The sequence below is a fragment of the Phaeobacter gallaeciensis DSM 26640 genome (assembly GCF_000511385.1).
Lineage (GTDB): Bacteria > Pseudomonadota > Alphaproteobacteria > Rhodobacterales > Rhodobacteraceae > Phaeobacter > Phaeobacter gallaeciensis.
Map to the genome: position 1 here is coordinate 3,629,987 of NC_023137.1, position 23,649 is coordinate 3,653,635.

Here is a 23,649-nt window from a genome sequence, read left to right on the forward strand (position 1 = left end):
GATCACCAAGGGGCCGCTTGTCATCTTTCCAAAAATACTCGCGCCGCAGGCACGGACCGCAAGGTCCGTCACTGCTGCGGTTCAGCTGGCCGGCGTCGAGGAAACACCAACCTGCGCCGGGCGCAGCAGACGGTCGTGCAGCATGAAGCCCTCGGCAGAAACCTGAATGATATCGCCGGCTTTGGTGCCTGGCACCGGGGCCTCGAACATCGCCTCATGCACCTGCGGATCGAATCTCTCACCAACTTCCGGCGCGATCACCTGCATTCCGTGCTTTTCAAACACACCAAGCAACGCACGCATGGTCAGTTCCACGCCTTCAATCAAAGCAGCGGAGACTTCGCGCTGCTCATCGCTGGCGGCTTCGATTGCACGTTTCATATTGTCGTAAACCGGCAGCATATCCCGCGCCAGTTTGGAACCGCCATATTGCTCAGCTTCGCGGCGTGCCTTATCGCCGCGCTTGCGGGCATTCTCCGCATCAGCCAGGGCCCGCATGAACCGATCTTTCAGCTCATCCCGTTCGGCCCGCAGGCTGTCAAGCTCCAGCGCTGCATCATCAAATTCTTCAGTCTGCGCAGAGAGCTCCTCTGCTTCGGCTTCTGTGATGTCGTCCAAAAAATCGTCGTTCTTGGGCTCTGCCATATTTCACCTCTAACTCCGGTCGGAAAGCAGCTTCCCGACCAGTTGCGCCGTATAGTCCACAATCGGCACGATCCGGCCGTAATTCAGGCGGGTTGGGCCAATGACACCCACCGCACCAATGATCTTTCGATCCGCGTTCATATAGGGAGACACCACCAAAGAGGAACCCGAAAGTGAAAAAAGTTTGTTCTCCGAACCGATAAAAATGCGCACACCTTCGCCATCTTCAGTCAGCTGAAGAAACTCTTCGATATCACGTTTGCGTTCCAGGTCATCAAACAGGTTCCGGATCCTGTCCAACTCCTCCGCAGCTCCGCCGTCCGACAGGAGATTCGCCCGACCACGCACGATTAGCCGCGCAGAATCGCTGCCGTCGTCTTCCCAAGCGGCCAACCCGCTTTCGATCATTTCACGGGCCAGAACGTCGATCTGCTGCTGTCGGGCCTTGATCTCTTCCTGTATGGCGCCGCGCACGTCGCCCAACGTGCGCCCCTCGATCAGCGCATTGAGGAAATTCGCCGCCTCCCGCATTGAGCTGGGCGTCTGCCCGGGCGGTGGCGTGAACAGGCGGTTTTCCACGTGACCATCTGAAAACACCAGAACGACGAGCGCGCGATCATGGGCCAGAGTGACGAATTCAATATGGCGAATTTCGGCTTCATGTTTCGGGGTCAGCACCAGGGAAGCCCCTTGTGTCACCCCCGACAAGGCCGAACCGACACGATCCAGCATCCCAGCCAGACCCGCAGCCCCACCGCCAGCAGTTCCGCCCATGGTTTCATCAATTTTCTGGCGGTCCTGGGTGTTCAAATCCCCAACTTCAAGCAGACCATCGACAAACATCCGCAATCCGACCTGCGTTGGAACCCGACCAGCGCTGGTATGCGGACTGTTCAACAGCCCAAGATGCTCCAGATCCTGCATCACGTTGCGTACAGTCGCGGCGCTCACCTTCTCATTCAGGGATCGCGTCAGTGTTCGGCTGCCAACGGGATCTCCCGTCTCCAGATAGGATTCCACGACCGCACGAAACACATCCCGTGACCGGTCATTCATATCCTTCAATATGTCGGTGCTGCTGTTCATTGCATTCTATGTGTGGTCACTGCCGAAGTTCCGCAAGCCTTGGCTCCCTGTCCTACAGTTGTCATTAAAGAGCGCAGCACCAAAAGGTCAATCATGCTTGCATCGCCAACCCTGCGGACGCTATCCCGATGGGTAATCAAACAAAGGATGACCCATGCGACCCTCCGGACGAGACCTAAACCAAATGCGCGCCGTTTCCATCGAAACCGGTTTCACCAAACACGCTGAGGGATCTTGCCTGATCAAGATGGGCGATACCCATGTGCTCTGCACCGCCACTATTGAGGATCGTGTGCCGCCGTTCATCAAAGGCTCAGGTCTCGGTTGGGTGACCGCTGAATACGGTATGCTGCCCCGCGCGACCAATACCCGTATGCGCCGCGAAGCCGCGATGGGCAAACAGGGCGGTCGCACGGTAGAAATTCAGCGACTTATCGGGCGCGCACTGCGCGCCGGCGTCGACCGCGTCGCACTCGGCGAGCGCCAGATCAGCATCGACTGTGATGTGCTGCAGGCCGACGGCGGCACCCGCTGTGCCTCCATCACCGGCGGCTGGGTCGCCCTGCGCCTTGCAGTGAACAAGTTGATGAAAACCGGCGAGGTCAAGATTGATCCACTCGTTGATCCTGTGGCTGCAGTTTCCTGCGGTATCTACGCAGGTCAGCCTGTACTGGATCTGGACTACCCGGAGGATTCCGAAGCCGGCGTCGATGGCAACTTCATCATGACAGGTTCCGGCCAACTCATCGAAGTGCAGATGTCTGCTGAGGGTTCCATGTTCAGCCGCGATCAAATGAACACGCTGATGGATCTCGCAACCAAGGGCACCGCCGAACTGGCAGAACTGCAGAAGGCAGCCTGCGCATGACCCGCAAATTTGTCGGGGACCGGCTGCTGGTCGCCACCCATAACAAGGGCAAGCTGGAGGAGATGAAACATCTTCTCCACCCCTTTGGCGTGAGTGTCATCGGCGCCGGCGAGATGGAGCTTCCTGAACCTGCCGAAACCGAAGATACATTCGTCGGGAATGCCCGGATCAAAGCCCATGCCGCCGCTACGGCGACTGGTTTACCGGCCCTCTCCGATGATTCCGGGATCACCATTGATGCGCTAGATGGCGCCCCCGGCGTTTACACCGCTGACTGGGCAGAAACCGGTGATGGCCGCGATTTCATGATGGCCATGACCCGCGCCCATAATGAACTGGAAGCCAAGGGCGCAGCCCACCCCCGCCTTGCCCAATTTCGCTGCACGCTTGTTCTCGCCTGGCCCGATGGTCACGATGAGGTATTCGAAGGCGTGATGCCCGGCCAGCTGGTTTGGCCTATTCGTGGCAAGGATGGGTTTGGCTATGATCCAATGTTCCAGCCAGACGGACATGATCAAACCTGTGCTGAAATGGATCGTTGGGCCAAAAACAAGATCAGCCATCGCGGTCAGGCCGTCGCAAAATTCGTCGAGGCGTGTTTCGGTGGATGATTGGCGCAACGGGGGGTTTGGTCTCTATGTGCATTGGCCCTTCTGTCAGGCCAAATGCCCCTATTGCGATTTCAACAGTCATGTCACCGCTCAGATCGACCAAAGCAGGTGGGCTGCAGCCTATCGGGCAGAAATGCTGCGCGCGGCCCCGTCTCTATCTGGTCGCGTTCTGAATACGATTTTTTTCGGGGGTGGGACACCCTCCCTGATGCATCCCGATACTGTGGCCACAATTGTTGAAACCGCTCGGGAAATATGGCCTTTTTCCAATGACATAGAGATCTCTCTTGAAGCAAACCCGACCTCAGTCGAGGCAGGTCGCTTTACGGGATACCGGGATGCTGGCGTCAACCGAATTTCTATGGGTATTCAGGCGCTTAACGACAATGACCTGCGCCGTCTGGGGCGGATGCACAGCGTTTCTGAGGCACAAAAGGCCTTTGATGTGGCTCGGAACTGCTTTGATAGAGTCAGTTTCGACCTGATCTACGCGCGTCAGGGGCAAACCCTGGCCTGCTGGCAGCAGGAACTTAACCAAGCCTTGTCCATGGCGATTGACCACCTGTCCCTCTATCAATTGACCATTGAGGAAGGCACAGCGTTCGGCGATCGATACGCACGGGGCAAGTTGCGCGATCTTCCAACCGACGACAACGCCGCTGATATGTACCTCGCCACACAGGACATCTGCGACAAGCATGGCCTGCCCGCCTATGAGGTCTCCAACCACGCTCGCCCCGGCGCGGAGTCGCGGCACAATCTGATCTATTGGCGCTATGGCGATTACATTGGTATCGGACCAGGAGCGCATGGGCGCCTGACTCTGGACGGTACCCGGTACGCCACGGAAACCTATCTGCAACCTGGCGCCTGGCTGGCAGCTGCAGAAAGCCACACCGGTGAGTCTTCGCGAATACCACTTACCTCCGAAGATGCTAGTGCTGAATACCTCATGATGGGGATGAGATTGGTTGAGGGGCTCGATTTAGATCGCTACCGCGCCATTTCAGGTCGTCGCCTCTCTTCCGACCGCATATCCAATCTTTGCGAAATCGGCATGGTAAAGCTTTCTGGAAATCGGATTCAGGCAACTGACGCCGGTCGTGCGGTGCTAAATGCCGTACTTCGCGATCTACTGGTGGAGTAACTTATGCGACTTCTCTACGCCGCGCTTGGGCTTCTATGTGTTGGGTTAGCGCTCGTCGGGGTCGCCCTTCCTCTCTTACCGACGGTTCCATTCTTGCTGCTCGCAAGTTTTTTCTTTGCCAATTCTTCGGAACGGCTGCACGACTGGATCATAAACCATCGACTGTTTGGCCCGATGATCCAGGATTGGCATGAGCGAGGCGCCATCCGACCTGCCGCAAAAAAGGCGGCAACCTTCTCAATTGCCGCCGTGTTCGGTTTGTCGGTTATTTTCTCAGCACCAAGTCACGTCCTGATCATTCAGGCCATCACACTTAGCGCAGTGATGATATTCATCTGGTCACGCCCTAACGGCTAAGACGCCCGCAAAGATCATCCAACTCATCCAAAGATGCATAGCTGATCGAAAGAACGCCACTTTCACCACCAGCACGATGATCAATCGACACTTTCATACGCAGCGCGGCTGAGAGATCTGCTTCCAAGGCGCGCGTATCCGCATCTTTCTCGGCTGTTTTCTTTGCCGAACGCGCTGTTACGACTTGCAGGCCGGCAGCATCCTTTTTCACCAACGCCTCAGTGGCACGTACTGACAGACCACCTTTAACAATTTTCTTCGCCAAATCTGACGCATTATCTGACGTGATAAGAGCACGGGCATGACCAGCTGAGAGGCGACGCTCTTGAACCAAAGACTGTACATCATCTGGAAGATGCAGCAGTCGGACCAGATTGGCGATATGGCTCCGGCTCTTACCGAGCGCCTCTGCCATTTTCTCTTGTGTATGGCCAAATTTGTCCATCAGTTGTTTATAGCTCTGCGCCTCTTCCATCGCGTTGAGATCAGAGCGTTGAATGTTCTCGATAATGGCGACTTCCATCATCTCAACATCGGAATAGTCCCGAATAATGACCGGCACTTCGTGTAATTGCGCCCCTTGCGCAGCACGCCAACGGCGTTCGCCGGCGACGATCTCATACAGACCGCCTGGACGCGGCCGCACGATAAGGGGCTGAAGAACCCCCTTTTCCCGGATCGATGCAGTTAGATCATCCAGATCTTCTTGCAGAAACTGCCGACGCGGCTGATCTGGGTTCGCATTAATTTTCTCGATAGGCACCATGACTTCGGTGCTTCTGACTGCCTGTTTTTCTGTGCTAACAGGTTCCGGGTTCACATCCGCCATTAGAGCTGACAAGCCTCGTCCCAATCCTCTGGGTTTATTTTTCTTTTCTGACATTACTGCGCCTCCAGCTGTGGTTAGGCTGCGAGTTTCTGATGTCTCGCAATCAGTTCTTCTGCAAGGGCGCGATACGCATTCGCCCCAAGCGAGTTCGTGTCGTAGTTCAACACCGGCAACGCATAAGACGGCGCCTCGCTAACACGTACATTTCGAGGAATCTTCGTTTCAAAGACCAATTCCCCCAGATGCCCGCGAGCATCCTGCTCCACCTGCTGAGACAGGTTATTCCGCCGGTCGTACATCGTCAGAACAATCCCCTCAATCCGAAGATTCGGGTTTGCTGTCTGACGCACCTCACGGATCGTGAGCATCAGTTGTGAGACCCCCTCAAGTGCAAAAAATTCGCTCTGTAATGGGACCAACACAGAATGGGAAGCAACCATCGCGTTGACAGTCAATAGGTTCAGCGATGGTGGGCAATCGATCAGAACATAATCCCAGTCGTAATCATCCATCGCAGACTGACGTAACGCATCGTGCAGTAGGAAGCTACGCTTTTCATTTGTAAACAGTTCAATATCCGCAGAACTCAGATCAACCGTCGCCGGAATAATGCAAAGATCTTCGATCTCCGTCTCGCGAATGACGTCATTCAAAGCAACATCATCTACAAGAAGATCATAGGTTGTGCGGGTGCGATCTGTCGCTTCGATTCCAAGACCCGTTGAGGCATTGCCTTGCGGATCCAGGTCGACAACAAGGACCCGATACCCAGTTTCAACCAAAGCTGCCGCTAAGTTGATTGCGGTTGTTGTTTTACCAACCCCACCCTTTTGATTGGCCACTGCAATAATTCGAGGCCCAGCCGGCCGGGACAAATCAGACACGCGTCACTCCCCTGATTTCTAATATAACCGCCTCGGGTTCAGTCCAACTACTAGTGGATTTCAGGTCGAATTGCCATTGGCTCCGCGCGTTATCCACTTCTTTTTTCCACTGTATTCCTTTGGAAAACAGAGCAGTGCCCTCCGGTTTAAGATGCCTCTCAGCGAAGCCCAGTAACGTTGTGAGATCAGCCAACGCACGTGCTGAGATCATATCAGCAGCCATCGGTGGAACCTGTTCGATACGCTTCGACATCACTGTTGCCTTCGCCCCGCATTCTCGAATTGCTGTACGAAGAAATGCACACTTACGCTGATCACTTTCGATCAGAGTAATTGCGCAATCCGGCGCACGCTCGGCTGCGAGAATTGCAACAACAACACCTGGAAAGCCACCGCCACTCCCAATGTCGAGCCATGTCTGCGGAAAAACCACCTCTTCGCAGATCTGTATAGAATCAACAATATGGCGGTCCCAAATGTCGGACAATGTAGACTTTGCAATGAGGTTGATTTTAGGCGACCACTTTTTGACGAGAGTTTCGTAGTGTTTAAGACGCTCGTATGTTTCACGTGAAACATACGTCTCTCCAATTTTTATTTCAGCCATTTCGCGCTGTCTTCCCATCGCTGGTAGCAGTGCCACGGCGTAATCTTGCCAATATCAGCGCAAGCGCCGCCGGCGTCATACCATCAACTCTACCGGCTTGAGCGAGTGTTTCTGGCCGAGATTTCTCAAGTTTTCCACGCAATTCATTCGACAGACCCTCAAAACTGTAAGAAAAATCTTCAGGAATACGATAACCTTCATCCCGCTTCAGAGCCTCGATCTCACGTTTCTGGCGGATGATGTAGTTCGCGTACAGGGCATCTCGCTCGATTTGACGACGAATAGGGTCTTCGCAAGTCTCAAGATCGGGAAGTAGGCGCAAGATATCCTCGAACACCACGTCAGGAAACGCCAGTACATCAGTTGCGGTCCGCCTGTTTCCATCCTGGTTAACTGAAATACCAACTTCATTGATTTCCTTTGGGGTGAACTTGCGATCATTCATCACGGATCTGGCATCTTCCAGCTTCTCCATTTTTTTAGAGAAATACCCGCGGCGCAGCTCACCAACACATCCTAGATCGATACCAATGCTCGTTAACCGCTGATCAGCATTGTCGGCACGCAGCGATAGCCTGAATTCTGCTCGGGAGGTGAACATTCTATACGGCTCGGTCACGCCATTTGTTGTAAGATCATCCACCATCACGCCAATGTAGCTGTCGGAACGACTAAATGTGATTGGATCCATATCCTTTGAATAACGCGCAGCATTCAATCCAGCGACAAGCCCCTGTGCCGCGGCCTCTTCATATCCTGTGGTGCCATTAATCTGTCCCGCAAGATATAGGCCTCGATAAGATTTTAGTGCCAAATCTAATCCGAGCGCGCGTGGATCCACATAGTCATATTCAATGGCATACCCTGGCTGTAAGATAGTAGCATCTTTCAAACCAACGATGGAACGCACATAGCGCTCTTGAACATCCAGTGGCAGACTCGTAGAAATCCCATTTGGATAAACCGTATGATCCTCCGCGCCCTCCGGTTCTAGGAAAATCTGATGACTTGTCTTATCAGAGAACCGAACAACCTTATCTTCAATCGAAGGACAATAACGCGGACCGACACCGTCGATATGCCCGCCGTACATAGCGGATCTTTCTAGGTTCTCGCGGATAATATCATGTGTATGCGTATTGGTATGTGTAATGCCGCATACAACTTGAGGAGCCGACACAGATGCCGTCAGGAAACTGAAAAATGTAGGGTCATCATCTCCGGGCTGCCCCTCCAGCTTTTCCCAGGCAATGGTACGACCATCCAGCCGTGGTGGCGTGCCCGTTTTCAGTCGCCCAAGTTGTAGATCAAAACTGTCGAGCCGTTCTGCGAGACGGACTGATGGTTTATCTCCCATACGCCCACCAGGCTTAGATATGTCACCGATATGGATGACACCTCTCAGAAATGTCCCAGATGTCAGGATCACAGCGCGGCTGGCAATTTCACTGTCATCAGCCAGACGAACGCCATGGATCACATCTCCTGTCATTAGGAAATCAATAACTTCACCGGTGACAATATCGAGATTAGGCTGTGCTTCGGTCTCAGATAGCATCTCACGACGATATATCTTCCGATCTGACTGGGCCCTTGGGCCCTGCACAGCCGGCCCTTTGCGTCTATTGAGGAGTCGGAATTGAATGCCAGCTTTATCAGCCACACGCCCCATAACGCCGTCCAGCGCATCAATCTCACGAACCAAGTGACCTTTACCCAATCCACCGATTGCCGGATTGCAAGACATCACACCAATGCCGTCCTTAGTGAGAGTGATGAGAGCCGTCTTGACGCCCATCCGGGCAGCAGCATGCGCTGCCTCCGTCCCTGCGTGGCCGCCACCTACAACGATCACATCGTAATCTGGATGTTTCACGTGAAACACTCCCTACTTTCCTAAGCAAAAACTGGAGAAAATTTCATCCAGCAGATTTTCCACCCCTACGCGGCCAACCAGCATCTCTAGAGATCGAATAGCCGAGCGCATATCCTCAGCGGCGACATCATAGAACTCTGGACCATGCGCTAGCACATCTAATGCAGATTGAAGCCGGCTATACGCCGTCTTCATTGTCTCTCGATGTCGTGCTCGAGTTGCGATACCTACTTTACCAGCTCTGCTTTGCAGTACATTGACAATATCCGTAATCAACAGGTCTATACCCTGCCCTGTTCTTCCGGAAACCGCTTTTTCAGAAGCATCATTGTCGATCAGATCCGCCTTTGGGGTAACAACAATATCGTCCTCAAGGATATCGATATCAATTGCATCTCGATCATTGGTCAAAAACACGCGAAGGTCTGCTGCCTCTGCACGTTTCTTCGCTATTTTGATGCCGATCCCTTCGACATGATCGTCAGTCTCGCGTAGGCCAGCGGTATCAAGAAGAGTGACTGGCAGTCCAGCCAAATCCATCCTTACCTCGATCACGTCCCGGGTCGTACCGGCATATTCCGACGTGATAGCAGCCTCGCGGCCGGCCAGAGCGTTGAGTAGTGTTGACTTTCCAACGTTTGGCGCGCCGATGATTGCAACCTCAAAACCGCTGCGAATCCGTTCGGCCATTTGCACGCCGGAAATTTGAGGTTCCAGATCCGCTGTTACACCGGCCAAAAGCTCTTTGACTTCCTCAGTTACATCTACGGGGACATCTTCGTCAGCGAAGTCAATCGTCACCTCGATCAGGGATGCAGCGCGAATAAGGTCTTTTCGCCAGCGCTCGGCCAAGTCAGAAAGCCCGCCGGCGAGCACAGCCTGTGCCTGAACCCGCTGCGCCTCGGTCTCTGCATCGATCAAATCCGCCAATGCCTCAACCTGGGAGAGGTCCAGCTTACCATTTTCAAGAGCACGGCGCGTGAACTCACCTGGGTCCGCCAGCCGCACGTCCTCAAACTGACCCAGAAGATCAAGCATAGCGCTGACAACTGAAGTGCTGCCATGCACCTGAAATTCAACGGTATCTTCACCAGTGAAGCTATTCGGGCCGACGAATGTAAGCACCAAGGCTTCGTCGATAGGTGCTTCGCTGCGATCAGACAGAACGCGCAACGCCCGACCAGGACAAGGCAAAGCACCGCCACTGATAACAGAAGCGGTGCTGATAGCCTTTGGGCCCGAGAGGCGAATAACCGAAACGCCGGCCTTCCCTTGGGCGGAGGCCAGCGCAAAGATCGTGTCCATCAGGTGACCTTCCTTTCGTGCCGGCCGGTCTATTAGGTGTTCATTGAGTCGAAGAATTCAGAATTTGTCTTTGTTTGCTTTAACTTAGACAAAAGAAACTCGATCGCGTCTGTAGTACCCATCGGATTCAGAATCCGGCGAAGCACAAATGTCTTGGCAAGATCGCCTTTGTCGACGAGCAGATCCTCTTTCCGTGTACCCGATTTGAGGATATCGATAGCCGGGAAGACGCGTTTGTCTGCGATCTTCCGGTCCAGGACGATTTCAGAGTTACCGGTCCCTTTGAATTCTTCAAAGATCACTTCATCCATCCGACTACCCGTATCGATCAGAGCCGTCGCGATGATGGTCAGAGAACCGCCTTCTTCGATATTCCGGGCTGCACCAAAGAACCGTTTGGGGCGTTGAAGTGCATTTGCATCGACACCACCAGTCAAAACTTTACCGGAGGACGGCACCACAGTGTTGAATGCCCTACCAAGTCTTGTGATTGAGTCCAGAAGAATCACAACATCTCGTTTGTGTTCCACCAAGCGCTTGGCTTTTTCGATCACCATCTCGGACACCGCAACGTGCCGGGTCGCCGGTTCGTCGAATGTCGAAGAGACAACCTCACCATTGACCGACCGCTGCATGTCAGTGACTTCTTCCGGACGTTCATCAATCAGCAGGACGATCAGATAGCATTCCGGATGATTCTTCGCGATGGAATGCGCGATATTCTGAAGGATCACTGTCTTACCGGTCCGTGGCGGTGCCACGATCAGGGAACGCTGACCTTTACCAATCGGGGAGACCAAATCGATCACGCGAGCAGAGCGATCCTTGATGGTTGGATCTTCGATCTCCATCTTCAGGCGCTCATCCGGATAGAGCGGTGTCAGGTTGTCAAAAGCGATCTTGTGACGGGCCTTCTCCGGCTCTTCAAAGTTGATTTTGGTGACATTTGTCAGCGCAAAATACCGTTCGTTTTCCAGCGGCGATTTAATCTGCCCTTCGACCGTGTCGCCGGTCCGCAGCGCATATTGCCGGATCATATCGGGCGAAACATAGATATCGTCGGGACCTGGCAGATAGTTGGCTTCAGGCGAGCGCAGGAAACCGAATCCATCTTGAAGAACCTCAAGCACACCATCGCCGGCAATTTCCCAGCCCTCATCCGCACGTTCGCGCAGAATCTGGAACATCATCTCGCCCTTGCGCATGGTCGAGGCGTTTTCGATCTCCAGCTCTTCGGCCATGGACAGAAGGTCCTTAGGGCTTTTGGCCTTAAGATCGGAAAGGTTCAGGGATTGAACGGTCATATATATACGGCCTTTATTCTCCCCTGAGATCTGGGGAGCGGTGTCATAGGTATAAGGAAGACACGAGTGCCCGGACGGGCCCGTTAGCCGCATACATAAGGGCTCCACCCTGCTGAGTCAAATCCCCGCTCAGAACTTGAAGATGACGGATACCACGATGACCACCATCAGCAGTGTCGGGACTTCGTTCATCATTCTATAGCTGCGACCACTGCGGGTGTTCTTCCCATTTGCGAAGTCACGGTGACGGATCAATAGCCAGTGGTGAAACCAGGTCATCCCCAGGACGCTCAGGCCCTTCGTCCAGGGCCAAAGACTAGTCCAGTCGACCAACCCCGGCGTGAGTACCATTAACAGCCCTGCAGCCCAGCTAACGTACATAGCGGGCTTCATGATGATGCGGAGCAACTTCTCCTCCATCATGACAAAGATGGGAAGACTGTCTGGCACCTTCTCTGCCTGCTCCACGTGATAGACGAAAAGCCTCGGGAGGTAGAACAGACCTGCCATCCAGCTAATCACTGCCATGATGTGCAGAGATTTGGCGTAGGGGTAAATTTCAAAGAGCAGATCGCTCAGGTCCATGGTTGGCCTCTCGGTTCCCTCTCTCCCCTTAAAATATAAGTATTTTAAAAGGATGATGTTTTAGTAGTGCACCCTAAAAACGGTGGATAACTGACTCGTCCACCGGCTTATCCCCGCTTGGGATAACTTACCAGCTTTACCCCCAGCGACATGATGCCTCTTGCCGGCAGGCTATAAAAATATGAGAAATATCACGTTCATTTTGGGGTTTCGTCGTGGGGATAAACTTGGGGTGAAATCGGAGTAACTGAGATATCCACGATTTCAAAGTTATCCCTATCCTCTCAGGGCGAATCTGCCGGCAAGCAAATGGGGATTTTGAGGTTCTCCACGGCTTGCGAAATGGCCGAAATTTCATACAAACCATCCTAAGCTCACCACACTCTTGCCCACGGGGTTTTCCACATGTCTACCCACATCGTTCTGGCGTCCGGATCGCAGATACGCGCCCAGCTGCTGCGGCAGGCTGGCGTTCCGTTTGAGGTCGCCGCGGCCCGTATCGACGAAGCGGCGATCAAAGCGGCGCTTCTGGCTGAGGAAGCCACGCCGCGTGATATCTCCGATACGCTGGCAGAGGCGAAGGCGCGCAAGGTCAGCGCCAAGTTCCCCGGTGCCCTGGTGTTGGGCTGTGATCAGGTCCTCGAGTTTGATGGAAAATTGTTATCAAAACCAAAAGATTCGGATGACGCCTTTGCTCAGCTGAAGATGATGCGGGGTAAGCGACATATGTTATTGTCCGCTGCGGTCATCTATCGCGACAATGAGCCGCTATGGCGGCATATCGGCCAAGTGCGGCTTAGGATGCGGTCCAGTTCGGATGCATATCTGCGCAGTTATGTTGCGCGAAACTGGGACAGCATTCAGCATGCCGTTGGCGGATATAAGTTGGAGGAAGAAGGGGTTCGATTGTTCAGCGCCATCGAGGGAGACTATTTCAACGTGCTTGGATTACCGTTGTTGGAACTGCTGAACTATCTGGCCCTTCAGGGAGTGATTGAGCAATGAATGATACTCGGATTCCGCTGGCTGGTGTGATCGGCAGCCCGGTGGCCCATTCCCGATCGCCATTGGTGCACGGCCATTGGCTCCGGACTTATGGCATTGCTGGCCACTATGTGCCTCTGCATGTCGAACCTGATCAGTTGGAGGAGGTTGTCCGCAATTTGCCCAAGATGGGGTTTGTCGGGGCCAACATCACCATCCCGCACAAGGAACAGATCATGGAGATCGCCGATCAGGTGACAGATCGTGCGACATTGATTGGTGCGGCCAACACGCTGATCTTCCGTCCTGATGGCTCAATTCTTGCTGACAACACAGATGGCTACGGGTTTATTACCAATCTGCACCAGGCTGCGCCGGACTGGGATCCTGTCACCGGTCCAGCCGTTGTATTTGGGGCCGGCGGCGCCAGTCGCGCGGTGATCGCTTCGCTGCTTGAGGCAGGCGTACCAGAGATTCTGTTGAGCAACCGAACACGAGAGCGGGCGGACCAGTTCCGCAGTGAGTTTGGCTCTCGCATTCAGGTGGTTGACTGGGTACAGGTTGGCAATGTGATCGAACAGGCTGCACTCTTGGTGAATACGACCTCTCTTGGGATGGTCGGAAAGCCACGCCTGCGTGTGCCCTTGGATGGGCTGCGCTCCAGCACTGTTGTCACGGATCTGGTCTACACACCGCTGAAAACGGACATGTTACAATGGGCCGAAGATATTGGCTGTACCACCGTTGATGGTCTTGGAATGCTGTTGCATCAGGCGGTACCAGGATTTGAACGCTGGTTTGGCAAACGACCCGAGGTAGACGCCGCCACGCGAGAGGCCGCATTGGCATGAGCTATGCGTTAGGGCTAACCGGGTCCATCGGTATGGGCAAAAGCGCAACTGCGCAAATCTTTGCCGACGAAGGCTGCGCAGTCTGGGACGCGGATGCTGCGGTTCACCGTCTTTATGATGTGGGCGGGGCAGCGGTTGCCCCCATTGGGGATGTATGGCCAGCGGCCGTTATCGAAGGACGGGTTGACCGGGGTCGCTTGCGTGACATCATCGCCGGCGATGGCAGTGCCCTGCCCCGGATTGAGACGATCGTACACCCTCTTGTCGCGGCTGACCGCGAGGCTTTCAAAACGTCGTCGTCGCATGATGTTCTGGTGTTTGATATTCCGCTGCTGTTTGAAACCGGCGGTGACGCAGGAATGGATGCCGTCGCCTGTGTCTGGATCGATGCCGAGACCCAGCGCCAGCGGGTCCTGGCGCGCCAGACGATGACGGTTGAGCAGTTTGAACAAATCCTGCAAAAACAGATGCCGATAGAGGACAAGAAAGCGCGGGCCGATTATCTGATCGAGACCGACACCCCAGACCACGCCCAGGCGCAGGTGCGGTCCATCCTCGCACAAATTAGAAGGCAGATCGCAGATGCGTGAAATCGTTCTTGATACAGAAACCACCGGCTTTGATCCGTTCTCCGGTGACCGGATTGTTGAAATCGGTGCAGTCGAATTGCTCAATCACATGCCAACGGGTGAGACATTTCACGTCTATATTAATCCTCAGCGCTCCATGCCGCAGGACGCGTTTAAGGTTCACGGTATCGGGCCGGATCTTCTGGAGCCGCCACAGCAACCCGGTCCGGGTGCGGTCACATTGCGCGACAAGCCCGTGTTCGCGAAAGTGGGGCAGAAATTTCTGGATTTCGTCCGGGATTCCAAAATGGTGATCCACAATGCCGCCTTCGATATGAAGTTCCTCAATGCGGAGCTAGATTGGATGGGATTGCCAAAGCTGCCGATGGAACAGGCGGTTGATACGCTGGCGATTGCCCGCAAACGCTTTCCTGGCTCGCCGGCGACGCTGGATGCGCTCTGCCGCCGCTTCAATATCGACAACAGCAACCGAACACTGCATGGCGCTTTGCTCGATTCCGAAATCCTGGCTGATGTTTATCTGGAACTGATCGGGGGGCGGCAGCCTGATTTTGGCCTTTCAACCTCCAATGACAAGGCCAGCAGCGGGGCGACGGTGACTGATGACTGGCGCCCGACCGCCCGGCCCTCCCCGCTGCCGTCGCGGTTGACAGAGCAGGAACAGGAGGCACATGCCAATTTTGTTGCAAAAATGGGGGATGACGCCCTGTGGAACGGCGCCGGTAGCTGATCCCTGACCCTAGGTCCTGAATGCAAAAACGCCGCTGAAAACAGCGGCGTTTTTCATATTCGAATTTGGCGAGACGTTACTGCTGAGGCTGTTCTGCGGCCTCGGCCTGCTGACGGCGCGCCAGTTCGTTGCGGTAGATCGCAACGAAATCGATATTATCGAGGTTCAGCGGCGGGAAACCACCGTCGCGGGTGATGTCGGACACGATGCGACGCAGGAACGGGAAGAGCATACGCGGGCATTCGATCAGCAGGAACGGATGCAGCTGATCTTCGGGAATGCCGGAGATGTTGAAAATCCCGACATATTCCAGTTCCAGAACGAAGAGGACGACGTTGCCTTCTTTGTCCTTGGATTCGATGTTCAGTTTGGTCATCACCTCATACTGGTTTTCCGCCTGACGCTTCTTTGCATCAAGGGCAACCTGCACGCTGACATCGGGCTGAACGTCGGCGCCAACGCCTTTTTGTGCCATGACGTTTTCGAACGACATATCACGGATGAACTGGCCCAGGATATTCATCTGGACTTGCGGCTGCTGCACGCCTTCTGTTGCGCCGTTTTCGGCCATGAAGCTACTCCTAAACTATGTTTTTCCCGTGCTTATCAGCTTGGCGGCGGTACCTCAACGGGGGTGTCACGCCTCCCGGCTAGCCCTGCCCGTCAACCCAGCCGGAGGGGCCTTTTCGCGGTCGGTCCTTGCTGACGTCTTCATAGTCAGCATCAATGATATCGCCCTGCGGTTTAGGGGATTTGTCGCCAGGGTAGCTGCGGCCGTGCATGCTGCCAGGGCCCATCTGGAACCGGGCCACTGTCACTTTTGAGCGGAGGTAGCGATAAACGGCAATACGTATCTGCGGGACCAGAAGGGTGAAGCCAACCGCGTCTGTGAAAAAACCGGGCGTAAGCAGCAGGGCACCGGCCACCAGGATCATGGCACCATGCGCCAGCGGCTCGGTGGGGTCGTTCAGCTGTTCGAAAGAGGCACGAAGCTGGCCGAGGGCCAACCGCCCCTGCGTCCGAACCAGCCAGGTTCCCAGCACGGCCGTCAGCACCACGATGGCCAGCGTTGGCCAGAGGCCGATCGCGCCACCGACTTGAATAAAAAGTGCGATTTCAATGATCGGAACCATCAGAAAGGCGAGAAAGAGATACATGCTAGGTTTCCTCAGAACTTGCGCGGGACGGTGGACTTGCGCCGGCCCGTCACCTACATAAGGTTGGAACGCTTTAGTTTCAAACGAAGCATGAACATCTACCGTAGAGGTTGTTATGGAGTCGCCCGTGATTCAGCTGTTGGTTTTGGCCGGTATTGCCGTGTTTTTGATCCTGCGCCTGAAGAGCGTATTGGGCACCCGTGAAGGGTTTGAAAAACCTGCCGTGCCACAGGCTGATCGCCAGAATCGACGCCCCGAACTTGAGGTGATCGAAGGCGGGCCGGATCACGACATCGTTGACTACGTCCCCGAGGACAGCCCCCAGGCCAGCGATCTTGCTGCGATGAAAAAGGCCGAACCATCCTTTGAGGTGCGCGATTTCGTGCAGGGCGCCCGTGGCGCATATGAGATGATCCTCATGGCCTTTGAACGCGGCGAGCTGGATGATATTGAAGCTTTCCTCGCGCCCGACGTCTTTGACAGCTTTGTCACTGCAGTGGCTCATCGCGAGGATCAGGGGCTGACGATTGAGGCGGAATTTATCGGTGTCCGCGAGACCACATTGACCGACACCAGCTTTGATCCGGCGACTGGCGATGCACAGATCACGATGCGGTTTGTCGCTGAGTTGACTTCGGTTGTACGTGATCGTGGCGGGGATATTGTTGAGGGTGATCCCAAGGCCGTGAAACGCCAGAAAGATACTTGGGTCTTTGGCCGCACCATGGGCAGCGCGGACCCGAACTGGCATCTGGTCGCTACGGACGCATGATGCGTGGGCTCCGGCGGGCACTCTGTGCGCTGGCTCTTGGAGCTGGCGCATATTTGTTTCCGCAGGGCGGACAGGCGGAAACCAGCTACACCATGCTGTCGTTCTCTCAGCTGGAGGGATGGGCCGAGGATGATCACAAAGCGGCGTTGGGTGCATTTCTACAGACCTGCCGGGATCTGAATGATCCCGACTGGCGCGCGCTCTGCGCCTTGGCCAACGAGCAAAACCCCGAAGCTGCACGTGGCTTTTTTCAGCTGTTCTTTCGCCCAGTCTTGATTGAAGACGGCGCGCCGGCGCTGTTCACCGGCTATTTTGAACCCGAACTTTCGGGTGCGCGCCGGCCCAGCTCGCGCTATCGGTATCCAGTTTATCGCCAGCCGCCGGAGGCACGTAAGATCAGCCAGTGGCTGACGCGGCGTGAACTTCTGACAAGCGGCGTGATGGAGGGGCGCGGATTGGAAATCGCCTGGGTCGACGATCCGGTGGAGCTGTTTTTTCTGCAAATTCAGGGGTCTGGTCGAATTCGCCTGCCCGATGGGTCTTCGATTCGTGTCGGCTACGGTGGTGCAAACGGCCATGAATACCGGTCTATCGGCACCGAATTGGTCCGTCGCGGTATCTACAATATCCATCAGGTCAGCGCCGCAGTGATCAAACGCTGGGTGCGGCGCAATCCGCTCGCTGGCGAGGACCTCCTAATGCACAACCCCTCGTATGTGTTTTTCCGCGAGGTGAGCCGCATTCCCGCCTCCGCGGGGCCGCTGGGGGCAATGAACCGCTCAGTGACGACCCTACGCAGTTTGGCAGTCGATCCACGTTTCACGCCGCTGGGGGCACCGGTCTGGTTGGAAAAAGACGGCGCGAAGCCGATGCGCCGCCTGATGATTGCGCAGGATACCGGATCAGCGATCAAGGGCGCGCAGCGGGCTGATGTGTTCTTTGGCAGCGGCGATGAAGCAGGGATTGAGGCCGGCAAGCTGCGGGATCCCGGCCGTATGGTGGTGCTTCTGCCGATTCAGCGTGCCTATGCGTTGTTGCCGGGGGATTACTGATGACCCGCCGCAAACTGACATCTGAGGAAATCGATCTCTGGCACCGCGTCGCCAAACAGGCGGAACGGCTACATCCGAAAACACGAACTGCTCCTGCCACTGGCCATTTGCCAAAACCAAAGCCGACAAAATCGCCCCTTCCGCCGCAAGAGCGGTTCACGCCAGAGCTGTTCGAGTTGGGGTCCAAGGCTGGATCAAAGCCGGCCAGGCATGATCTGAAGCCCAGTGTCACCAGCGGTCTGATCGCTGCGCCAATGCAGATGGACGGCAAGGCCTACCGCAAGATGAAACGCGGCAAACTGAAGCCCGAGGGTAAGTTGGATCTGCATGGAATGCGGGTTGATTCCGCCCATCCGGCGCTGGTTGGCTTTGTCCTGTCAGCGCATTCTGCCGGCAAGCGGCTGGTGCTGGTGATCACCGGCAAGGGGAAGGATCGCGACGAACCCGGCCCAATGCCGATTCCCCGTGGCGTGTTGCGGCATCAGGTACCGCAGTGGCTGTCCCTGCCGCCACTGTCGCAGGTGGTGCTTCAGGTGACGCCGGCTCATGTCAGCCATGGCGGTGGCGGGGCGTATTACGTCTATCTGCGCCGCCACCGCTAAGATCGGTTCAAGGCGCTTGGGTCAGCGATCTTCGCCGCGATAGACATTTGCTTGATAGTTTTCCGACAGCGTGATCTCGACGGCGTTCTCCTCTTTGTCGACGACCAGTCGACCGGGGAACAGGCGCTGGATCGAGAGCGCCTCTCGGTCGAAGGCCGCCGCAGTCTGGCGGGCTGAATTGAGGATAGACAGTACCGCCGGCGAGGTTGCGGCCACAAAATGCCCGGATTCCGCAGTATCGGCATAGGCGGTTGTATCGACCACCTCAATGGGCAGCTCAGACACGTCATCCAATGATTTCAGATTGCCGAGCCGGCCTCGGTTGTGGGTTCCACGAAGGCGTTGCGACAGGTTCAGCACATTGTCCTTACGCGAGACCATCACGACAAATGGCTGCGGTACCGGATCGATCCTGCGCATTTGGCTGCGGAACACTTCGACATCCAGATCTGGCGACATCAGGATCACCGCTCCAAGGTTTTTGCTGCTCCAGCCGGGTGTCTTGATCTCCATCTGGCGCATGGTTTCCATCACCAGCTGCGATCCCATGGAATGTGCCACCAGCACCACGCGGTTGGACACACCGGGTTTCAGATTGCGCAGCAATTGCTCCAGGCCATCGCGTGCAAATAGCACGCTGTCGCCGTCGTAGGCATAACCCAGAGGATTGCCCTGACTGGGCCAAGAATAAATGATCGTGGCGCCGGGGATATCGATGTCATTTGTCAGCTGAGCGGCCCGGAAAGCAGTCTCTGCCTGGGTTGAGTTGAACCCATGTACAAAAACAGTGATGTCACGTTCCCCGACAGGATATGCTGACAGGTCCTGAGCGATCCGGCGGTTCAGCTCAGCCATCCCACCGAGCCTTTGCCGGCCCGCCATGGTGAACTGGGTTTCGGGGTTGGGTTCGGCATAGGCAAAATCCAACTGTCCTGGCGAATGACTGGGCGGGATCGACACCGTTAGCTCCAGCAGGCGCAGGGTATCAGATCGTTCTGGGCCAAAGGTGCCGTTGGGCAGCGGCTCACGAGTGGTTGCGCCGAATATGGTTTTTGCTTTGCCAACCTCCAACGCGCCGGGAACGGTTGGGGTAAAGGATCTGTCAGTGCAGCCAGCTGCAACAATCAACACGATGCAAAGACGGGAAAGGACTCGTGAAAAACGCATGTTTCGGACCACCAATTGACAATGGCGGCAGGCTACTGGGCGCCCACCGCCATGTCCACTGATTGCGCAGATGCCCTAGCGACGATTAGAGCACATATCGGCTGACATCTGCGGATTTGGTCAGCTCACCCAAGTTCTTGCGGACAAATGCGGCATCCACAGTGACTGTTTCACCTGAACGATCCGGCGCGCTGAACGACAGTTCCTCGAACACTCGTTCAATCACCGTATAAAGACGCCGTGCGCCGATGTTCTCAACGGTCTGATTGACCTCAGCTGCAATCTTTGCCAGCGATGCGATCCCGTCATCGGTGAAGCTGACAGTCACCTCCTCAGTACCCAGCAGAGCAGTATATTGCAGCGTCAGAGCATTGTCCGTCTCGGTGAGGATACGTACAAAATCCTCCTCGCTGAGCGCGCGCAGATTGACGCGGATCGGCAGGCGGCCCTGCAGTTCGGGCAGCAGATCTGACGGTTTGGCGATATGAAACGCACCCGAAGCGATAAACAGGATATGGTCGGTTTTGACCGGACCGTGTTTGGTCGACACGGTGGTGCCTTCAATCAGGGGCAGCAGATCGCGCTGGACCCCTTCGCGGCTGACGTCGCCGCCACGCGCGTCTTGACGGGTGCAGACCTTGTCGATTTCATCGAGAAACACGATGCCATTCTGTTCAACTGACTCAAGCGCCGCCTTGGTCACGGTTTCGTCGTCTAGGAGCTTGTCCGCCTCTTCGCCGATCAGCACATCATAGCTGTCAGCAACAGTCATCTTCTTGCGCGTGGTGCGTCCGCCCATCGCTTTCCCGAAGAGGTCACCGAGATTCATCATGCCCATGTTGCCACCCGGCTGACCGGGGATTTCGAACATGCCCCCCATCGGGTTGGAGCTGTCTGAGACATCCAGCTCGATGATGGTATCATCCAGCTCGCCGGCTTTCAGCTTCTTGCGGAACATATCGCGGGTGGCATCACGTGCGTCGGTGCCGGCGATGGCATCAATCACCCGTTCTTCAGCAGCCTGGCGGGCCTTTGTCTTCACATCGTCGCGCATGTGTTCGCGCGTTTGAACAATGGCAATATCCACCAGATCCCGGATGATCTGCTCCACATCGCGACCGACATAGCCGACCTCGGTGAATTTGGTGGCTTCCACCTTGATAAAGGGCGCGCGGGCCAGTTTTGCAAGCCGACGAGAGATCTCTGTCTTGCCGACACCGGTGGGCCCGATCATGAGAATATTCTTGGGGTAGACTTCGTCGCGCAGATCATCGCCCAGCTGCTTGCGGCGCCAGCGATTGCGCAGGGCGACGGCAACAGCGCGTTTTGCATCGGTCTGGCCAATGATGAAGCGATCCAGTTCAGAGACGATTTCGCGAGGGGTGAGGTCAGTCATGAGAGGTCCGTTTCAGTGAGCAGGCGGCAGCCGGTCCAGCGGCAACACCCGTGAGAGAGGGGAAATCAGCAAGGCCCGGATCCGTGCCCAGAAGGCACCTAGGATCACCAGGAACAGGCCCAGCACGAGAATGGTAGTGGCGGCGCCGTCTCCGTCGAAGACCGTGGCTGCCAAGGTAACGCTGTAACCGATCGCAGCAATCAGAAATGACCGCCGGTCGATGATGATCGCAACCAGCGCGAAGGTGAGGAGCACAGCCATCAGCGCCAGATTGGCGCTGGATGTGCCGTTGTCCAGAAGGCTGAGAGCGATGGTATTGACCAACGCCGGCGCGGCCACCACGTGCAGCCAGAACCCCTGAGCAGAGCGCCGGGTGACCCGGTGCGGATCGCTCAGGTCAAACAGCATCGCCACCGCAAAGACACCGACGCCAACCAGCAGGGTTACCCAGGCAAAGGGGCCAGAGGCTGACAGCAGAAACAGATCACTCATGCCGGTTAGGCTGCCCGATTGATTTGCGGCCAGCATCAGGGCCAGCGTGAACACGCCAAGCGCGATCAGCGCCATCGCAAAGGGGACGCGAAACCGCAGCCAGTAGACCGCAATTGAGAGGGTGGTCAGTGCAACAGCCAGCGGCAGACTGGAATAGTCACCCTGCGCGACCATGAACACCTGCGAATATTCCGCCGAAAGCCCGACGCCGGCATTCAGGGTCCAAAGGATCGAGAGCGCAATCGCCGGCGCGACCATGCGGCGGCGGCGGATGAAATACTCACTCAGCACCCATAAAACCACGGCCCCAACCAAGGAGGACATGGTCGCCTTTTGAACCAGCCCCCCCAACCCTTCGGTCATGGAAATGCCGGTTACAGCGGCCCATCCGGTGGCCAGGATGATCAAACCGATGACAATGAAAATCTCGTTGAACCCTTTGAACAGCTCAAAGGGTTCATCACCGGGAGCGAGATTTTCACGCGCCCCCCGTCGGCTATGTGCCAAGGCCATGAGAGAGGCAGCCTGTGACTCGCTCAACAGACCTGAGCCAACCGCTGCGCGAATATCGTTTTGATCGATATGGCTCATGTCAGTCCTTCTGGCTGATGCTTTCAACTGTCAAACGACCGTTGGTATAGACGCAGATATCAGCGGCAATCGCCATGGCATCCCGGGCAACGGCCTCGGCGTTGCGATCACTGTCCATCATGCCGCGTGCGGCCGCCAGCGCGAAGTTGCCGCCTGATCCGATGGCGGCGACGTCATGTTCGGGTTCCAGCACATCGCCGGCGCCGGTGATCACGAACATATCCGCCCCGTCGGTCACGATCAGCATCGCCTCCAGTTTTTGCAGGTATTTGTCAGTGCGCCAGTCCTTGGCCAGCTCGACACTGGCGCGGGCGAGCTGCCCGGGAGTGGCCTCCAGTTTCGCCTCCAGCCGTTCCAGCAGAGTGAAGGCATCGGCGGTAGAGCCGGCAAACCCCGCCACGACATCAAATCCACCGGGCGACAGGCGGCGCACTTTGCGGGCAGAGCCCTTGATCACGGTTTGGCCAAGGGACACCTGCCCGTCGCCAGCGATGACGACTTCGCCGTCTTTTTTTACGCCAATGATCGTGGTGCCGTGCCAGCCCGGAAATTGATCGTCTGCCATCATGTTCTCCTCGTTTCCAGGCCTATATGGGCACTGGTCATTTATACCTCAACCGGGTGCTATCCGTTGCGGGGGCCGGGGATCAAGTGAATAGCCACCTCCCTCGCCTTGCGCCGAACCATCTGACAAGGTCCTGTCGAGTAAGCGAAGACCGCTCGCCGAGGATGGCTGAGAAGAGCCTTGCGCCCGTTACGCGGGCAGGTTGCCTAAAAAACATGCTATGCAAAAACTGCAATTCGGGGCTGTCGAACCGGCAATTGTGAGACTCGGCAGCCCACCCTACATGAGGCTCACAACCGACACGGTGTCGGCTGGTTCTCATAAGGAATGCGCAAATGGCTACCACAGCAAACATCCATGCGCCGATCGGTGCAGTGACCGTACTCCGCCTGGTGGACGCAGTCTTCAACGCCAAGTCTTCGATCCTGGCGTGGAAAGAAGCACGCGACACTCGTAACGCCCTGTCCGAGCTGACCGATACGCAGCTGGAAGACATCGGCCTGACCCGCGCGGATATCGCAAAGATCTGAGGGCAGATTCCTCAGTACCAAGATGATTTGGCCGCTCCTTTCAGGGCGGCTTTTTATTTTGTCAGA

At 55.9% G+C, this 23,649-nt stretch carries 27 protein-coding genes; 12 read left to right on the plus strand and 15 right to left on the minus strand.

Annotated elements, in window-relative coordinates; genetic code table 11:
• Positions 1 to 81: 81 nt before the first annotated feature.
• Both GAL_RS17455 and hrcA read right to left on the minus strand, forming a co-directional pair.
• On the minus strand, positions 82 to 645 hold the full coding sequence (locus GAL_RS17455) for a nucleotide exchange factor GrpE (protein WP_024098878.1): 564 nt from the start codon (positions 643 to 645) through the stop codon (positions 82 to 84).
• 9 nt (positions 646 to 654) lie between these two features.
• Positions 655 to 1,731, minus strand: coding sequence for a heat-inducible transcriptional repressor HrcA (gene hrcA / locus GAL_RS17460; RefSeq protein ID WP_024098879.1), 1,077 nt, complete (start codon positions 1,729 to 1,731; stop codon positions 655 to 657).
• Positions 1,732 to 1,885: 154 nt separating this feature from the next.
• Here hrcA and rph point away from each other — a divergent pair, with 154 nt between their 5' ends.
• Genes rph through GAL_RS17480 form a run of 4 tightly spaced genes read left to right on the plus strand, consistent with a single transcriptional unit; the run spans position 1,886 to position 4,714 of the window.
• Positions 1,886 to 2,599: a ribonuclease PH gene (gene rph / locus GAL_RS17465; protein ID WP_024098880.1), complete on the plus strand. Its 714-nt coding sequence runs from the start codon at positions 1,886 to 1,888 to the stop codon at positions 2,597 to 2,599.
• Entirely contained in the window at positions 2,596 to 3,210 is a 615-nt protein-coding gene (rdgB, locus tag GAL_RS17470; RefSeq protein ID WP_024098881.1) for an RdgB/HAM1 family non-canonical purine NTP pyrophosphatase, read from the plus strand. Before rph ends, rdgB begins: the two co-directional genes overlap by 4 nt.
• Positions 3,203 to 4,357, plus strand: a complete 1,155-nt coding sequence (gene hemW / locus GAL_RS17475) for a radical SAM family heme chaperone HemW (protein WP_024098882.1) — start codon at positions 3,203 to 3,205, stop codon at positions 4,355 to 4,357. Before rdgB ends, hemW begins: the two co-directional genes overlap by 8 nt.
• 3 nt (positions 4,358 to 4,360) lie before the next feature.
• The gene (locus GAL_RS17480) at positions 4,361 to 4,714 is read left to right on the plus strand and encodes a YbaN family protein (RefSeq protein WP_024098883.1); all 354 of its coding nucleotides are present in this window, start codon (positions 4,361 to 4,363) and stop codon (positions 4,712 to 4,714) included.
• On the opposite strand, the gene GAL_RS17485 is transcribed toward GAL_RS17480, so the two are convergent.
• The 7 genes from GAL_RS17485 to GAL_RS17515 all read right to left on the minus strand — a co-directional run bounded on the left by GAL_RS17485 (position 4,704) and on the right by GAL_RS17515 (position 12,104).
• Positions 4,704 to 5,597, minus strand: a complete 894-nt coding sequence (locus GAL_RS17485; RefSeq protein WP_024098884.1) for a ParB/RepB/Spo0J family partition protein — start codon at positions 5,595 to 5,597, stop codon at positions 4,704 to 4,706. The genes GAL_RS17480 and GAL_RS17485 overlap by 11 nt on opposite strands.
• A gap of 20 nt (positions 5,598 to 5,617) precedes the next feature.
• A complete protein-coding gene (locus GAL_RS17490; protein WP_024098885.1) occupies positions 5,618 to 6,427 on the minus strand; it encodes a ParA family protein in 810 nt (269 codons plus the stop codon).
• Complete coding sequence (rsmG, locus tag GAL_RS17495; RefSeq protein WP_024098886.1) at positions 6,420 to 7,034, minus strand: 16S rRNA (guanine(527)-N(7))-methyltransferase RsmG; 615 nt, start codon at positions 7,032 to 7,034, stop codon at positions 6,420 to 6,422. Before rsmG ends, GAL_RS17490 begins: the two co-directional genes overlap by 8 nt.
• On the minus strand, positions 7,027 to 8,910 hold the full coding sequence (mnmG, locus tag GAL_RS17500) for a tRNA uridine-5-carboxymethylaminomethyl(34) synthesis enzyme MnmG (protein WP_040104327.1): 1,884 nt from the start codon (positions 8,908 to 8,910) through the stop codon (positions 7,027 to 7,029). Before mnmG ends, rsmG begins: the two co-directional genes overlap by 8 nt.
• 12 nt (positions 8,911 to 8,922) lie before the next feature.
• The gene (gene mnmE, locus GAL_RS17505; RefSeq protein ID WP_024098888.1) at positions 8,923 to 10,215 is read right to left on the minus strand and encodes a tRNA uridine-5-carboxymethylaminomethyl(34) synthesis GTPase MnmE; all 1,293 of its coding nucleotides are present in this window, start codon (positions 10,213 to 10,215) and stop codon (positions 8,923 to 8,925) included.
• Positions 10,216 to 10,247: 32 nt separating this feature from the next.
• Positions 10,248 to 11,519: a transcription termination factor Rho gene (rho, locus tag GAL_RS17510; protein WP_040104304.1), complete on the minus strand. Its 1,272-nt coding sequence runs from the start codon at positions 11,517 to 11,519 to the stop codon at positions 10,248 to 10,250.
• A gap of 129 nt (positions 11,520 to 11,648) precedes the next feature.
• A complete protein-coding gene (locus GAL_RS17515; protein WP_024098890.1) occupies positions 11,649 to 12,104 on the minus strand; it encodes a CopD family protein in 456 nt (151 codons plus the stop codon).
• 405 nt (positions 12,105 to 12,509) lie between these two features.
• On the opposite strand from GAL_RS17515, the gene GAL_RS17520 reads away from it, so the two are divergent.
• From GAL_RS17520 to dnaQ, 4 genes are read left to right on the plus strand one after another with little or no spacing between them, the layout of a single operon-like run.
• Positions 12,510 to 13,109 (plus strand): Maf family protein, encoded by a 600-nt coding sequence (locus GAL_RS17520; RefSeq protein ID WP_024098891.1) that lies wholly within the window; start codon positions 12,510 to 12,512, stop codon positions 13,107 to 13,109.
• The gene (locus tag GAL_RS17525; RefSeq protein ID WP_024098892.1) at positions 13,106 to 13,939 is read left to right on the plus strand and encodes a shikimate dehydrogenase; all 834 of its coding nucleotides are present in this window, start codon (positions 13,106 to 13,108) and stop codon (positions 13,937 to 13,939) included. Before GAL_RS17520 ends, GAL_RS17525 begins: the two co-directional genes overlap by 4 nt.
• A complete protein-coding gene (coaE, locus tag GAL_RS17530; RefSeq protein WP_024098893.1) occupies positions 13,936 to 14,529 on the plus strand; it encodes a dephospho-CoA kinase in 594 nt (197 codons plus the stop codon). Before GAL_RS17525 ends, coaE begins: the two co-directional genes overlap by 4 nt.
• Complete coding sequence (gene dnaQ, locus GAL_RS17535; RefSeq protein ID WP_024098894.1) at positions 14,522 to 15,259, plus strand: DNA polymerase III subunit epsilon; 738 nt, start codon at positions 14,522 to 14,524, stop codon at positions 15,257 to 15,259. Before coaE ends, dnaQ begins: the two co-directional genes overlap by 8 nt.
• Before the next feature lie 76 nt (positions 15,260 to 15,335).
• Here dnaQ and secB read toward each other — a convergent pair whose 3' ends face one another.
• Both secB and GAL_RS17545 read right to left on the minus strand, forming a co-directional pair.
• Complete coding sequence (gene secB / locus GAL_RS17540) at positions 15,336 to 15,830, minus strand: protein-export chaperone SecB (protein ID WP_024098895.1); 495 nt, start codon at positions 15,828 to 15,830, stop codon at positions 15,336 to 15,338.
• A 79-nt stretch (positions 15,831 to 15,909) separates the two neighbouring features.
• Positions 15,910 to 16,416 (minus strand): FxsA family protein, encoded by a 507-nt coding sequence (locus tag GAL_RS17545; protein ID WP_024098896.1) that lies wholly within the window; start codon positions 16,414 to 16,416, stop codon positions 15,910 to 15,912.
• Positions 16,417 to 16,531: 115 nt separating this feature from the next.
• Here GAL_RS17545 and GAL_RS17550 point away from each other — a divergent pair, with 115 nt between their 5' ends.
• From GAL_RS17550 to GAL_RS17560, 3 genes are read left to right on the plus strand one after another with little or no spacing between them, the layout of a single operon-like run.
• The gene (locus tag GAL_RS17550; protein WP_014876404.1) at positions 16,532 to 17,188 is read left to right on the plus strand and encodes a Tim44/TimA family putative adaptor protein; all 657 of its coding nucleotides are present in this window, start codon (positions 16,532 to 16,534) and stop codon (positions 17,186 to 17,188) included.
• Complete coding sequence (gene mltA, locus GAL_RS17555) at positions 17,185 to 18,240, plus strand: murein transglycosylase A (protein ID WP_040104303.1); 1,056 nt, start codon at positions 17,185 to 17,187, stop codon at positions 18,238 to 18,240. The genes GAL_RS17550 and mltA overlap by 4 nt, the downstream gene beginning before the upstream one ends.
• Entirely contained in the window at positions 18,240 to 18,842 is a 603-nt protein-coding gene (locus GAL_RS17560) for a Smr/MutS family protein (protein ID WP_024098898.1), read from the plus strand. Before mltA ends, GAL_RS17560 begins: the two co-directional genes overlap by 1 nt.
• Before the next feature lie 21 nt (positions 18,843 to 18,863).
• Here GAL_RS17560 and GAL_RS17565 read toward each other — a convergent pair whose 3' ends face one another.
• The 4 genes from GAL_RS17565 to hslV all read right to left on the minus strand — a co-directional run bounded on the left by GAL_RS17565 (position 18,864) and on the right by hslV (position 23,053).
• Complete coding sequence (locus GAL_RS17565; protein WP_024098899.1) at positions 18,864 to 20,009, minus strand: alpha/beta hydrolase; 1,146 nt, start codon at positions 20,007 to 20,009, stop codon at positions 18,864 to 18,866.
• Positions 20,010 to 20,094: 85 nt separating this feature from the next.
• Entirely contained in the window at positions 20,095 to 21,405 is a 1,311-nt protein-coding gene (gene hslU / locus GAL_RS17570) for an ATP-dependent protease ATPase subunit HslU (RefSeq protein WP_024098900.1), read from the minus strand.
• 12 nt (positions 21,406 to 21,417) lie between these two features.
• Positions 21,418 to 22,488 carry a hypothetical protein gene (locus GAL_RS17575; RefSeq protein ID WP_024098901.1) on the minus strand — a complete coding sequence of 357 codons (1,071 nt, stop codon included), beginning with the start codon at positions 22,486 to 22,488 and terminating at the stop codon, positions 21,418 to 21,420.
• A gap of 1 nt (position 22,489) precedes the next feature.
• Positions 22,490 to 23,053, minus strand: coding sequence for an ATP-dependent protease subunit HslV (gene hslV / locus GAL_RS17580; protein WP_024098902.1), 564 nt, complete (start codon positions 23,051 to 23,053; stop codon positions 22,490 to 22,492).
• 335 nt (positions 23,054 to 23,388) lie between these two features.
• Here hslV and GAL_RS17585 point away from each other — a divergent pair, with 335 nt between their 5' ends.
• The gene (locus GAL_RS17585) at positions 23,389 to 23,583 is read left to right on the plus strand and encodes a DUF1127 domain-containing protein (RefSeq protein ID WP_024098903.1); all 195 of its coding nucleotides are present in this window, start codon (positions 23,389 to 23,391) and stop codon (positions 23,581 to 23,583) included.
• Positions 23,584 to 23,649 lie beyond the last annotated feature (66 nt).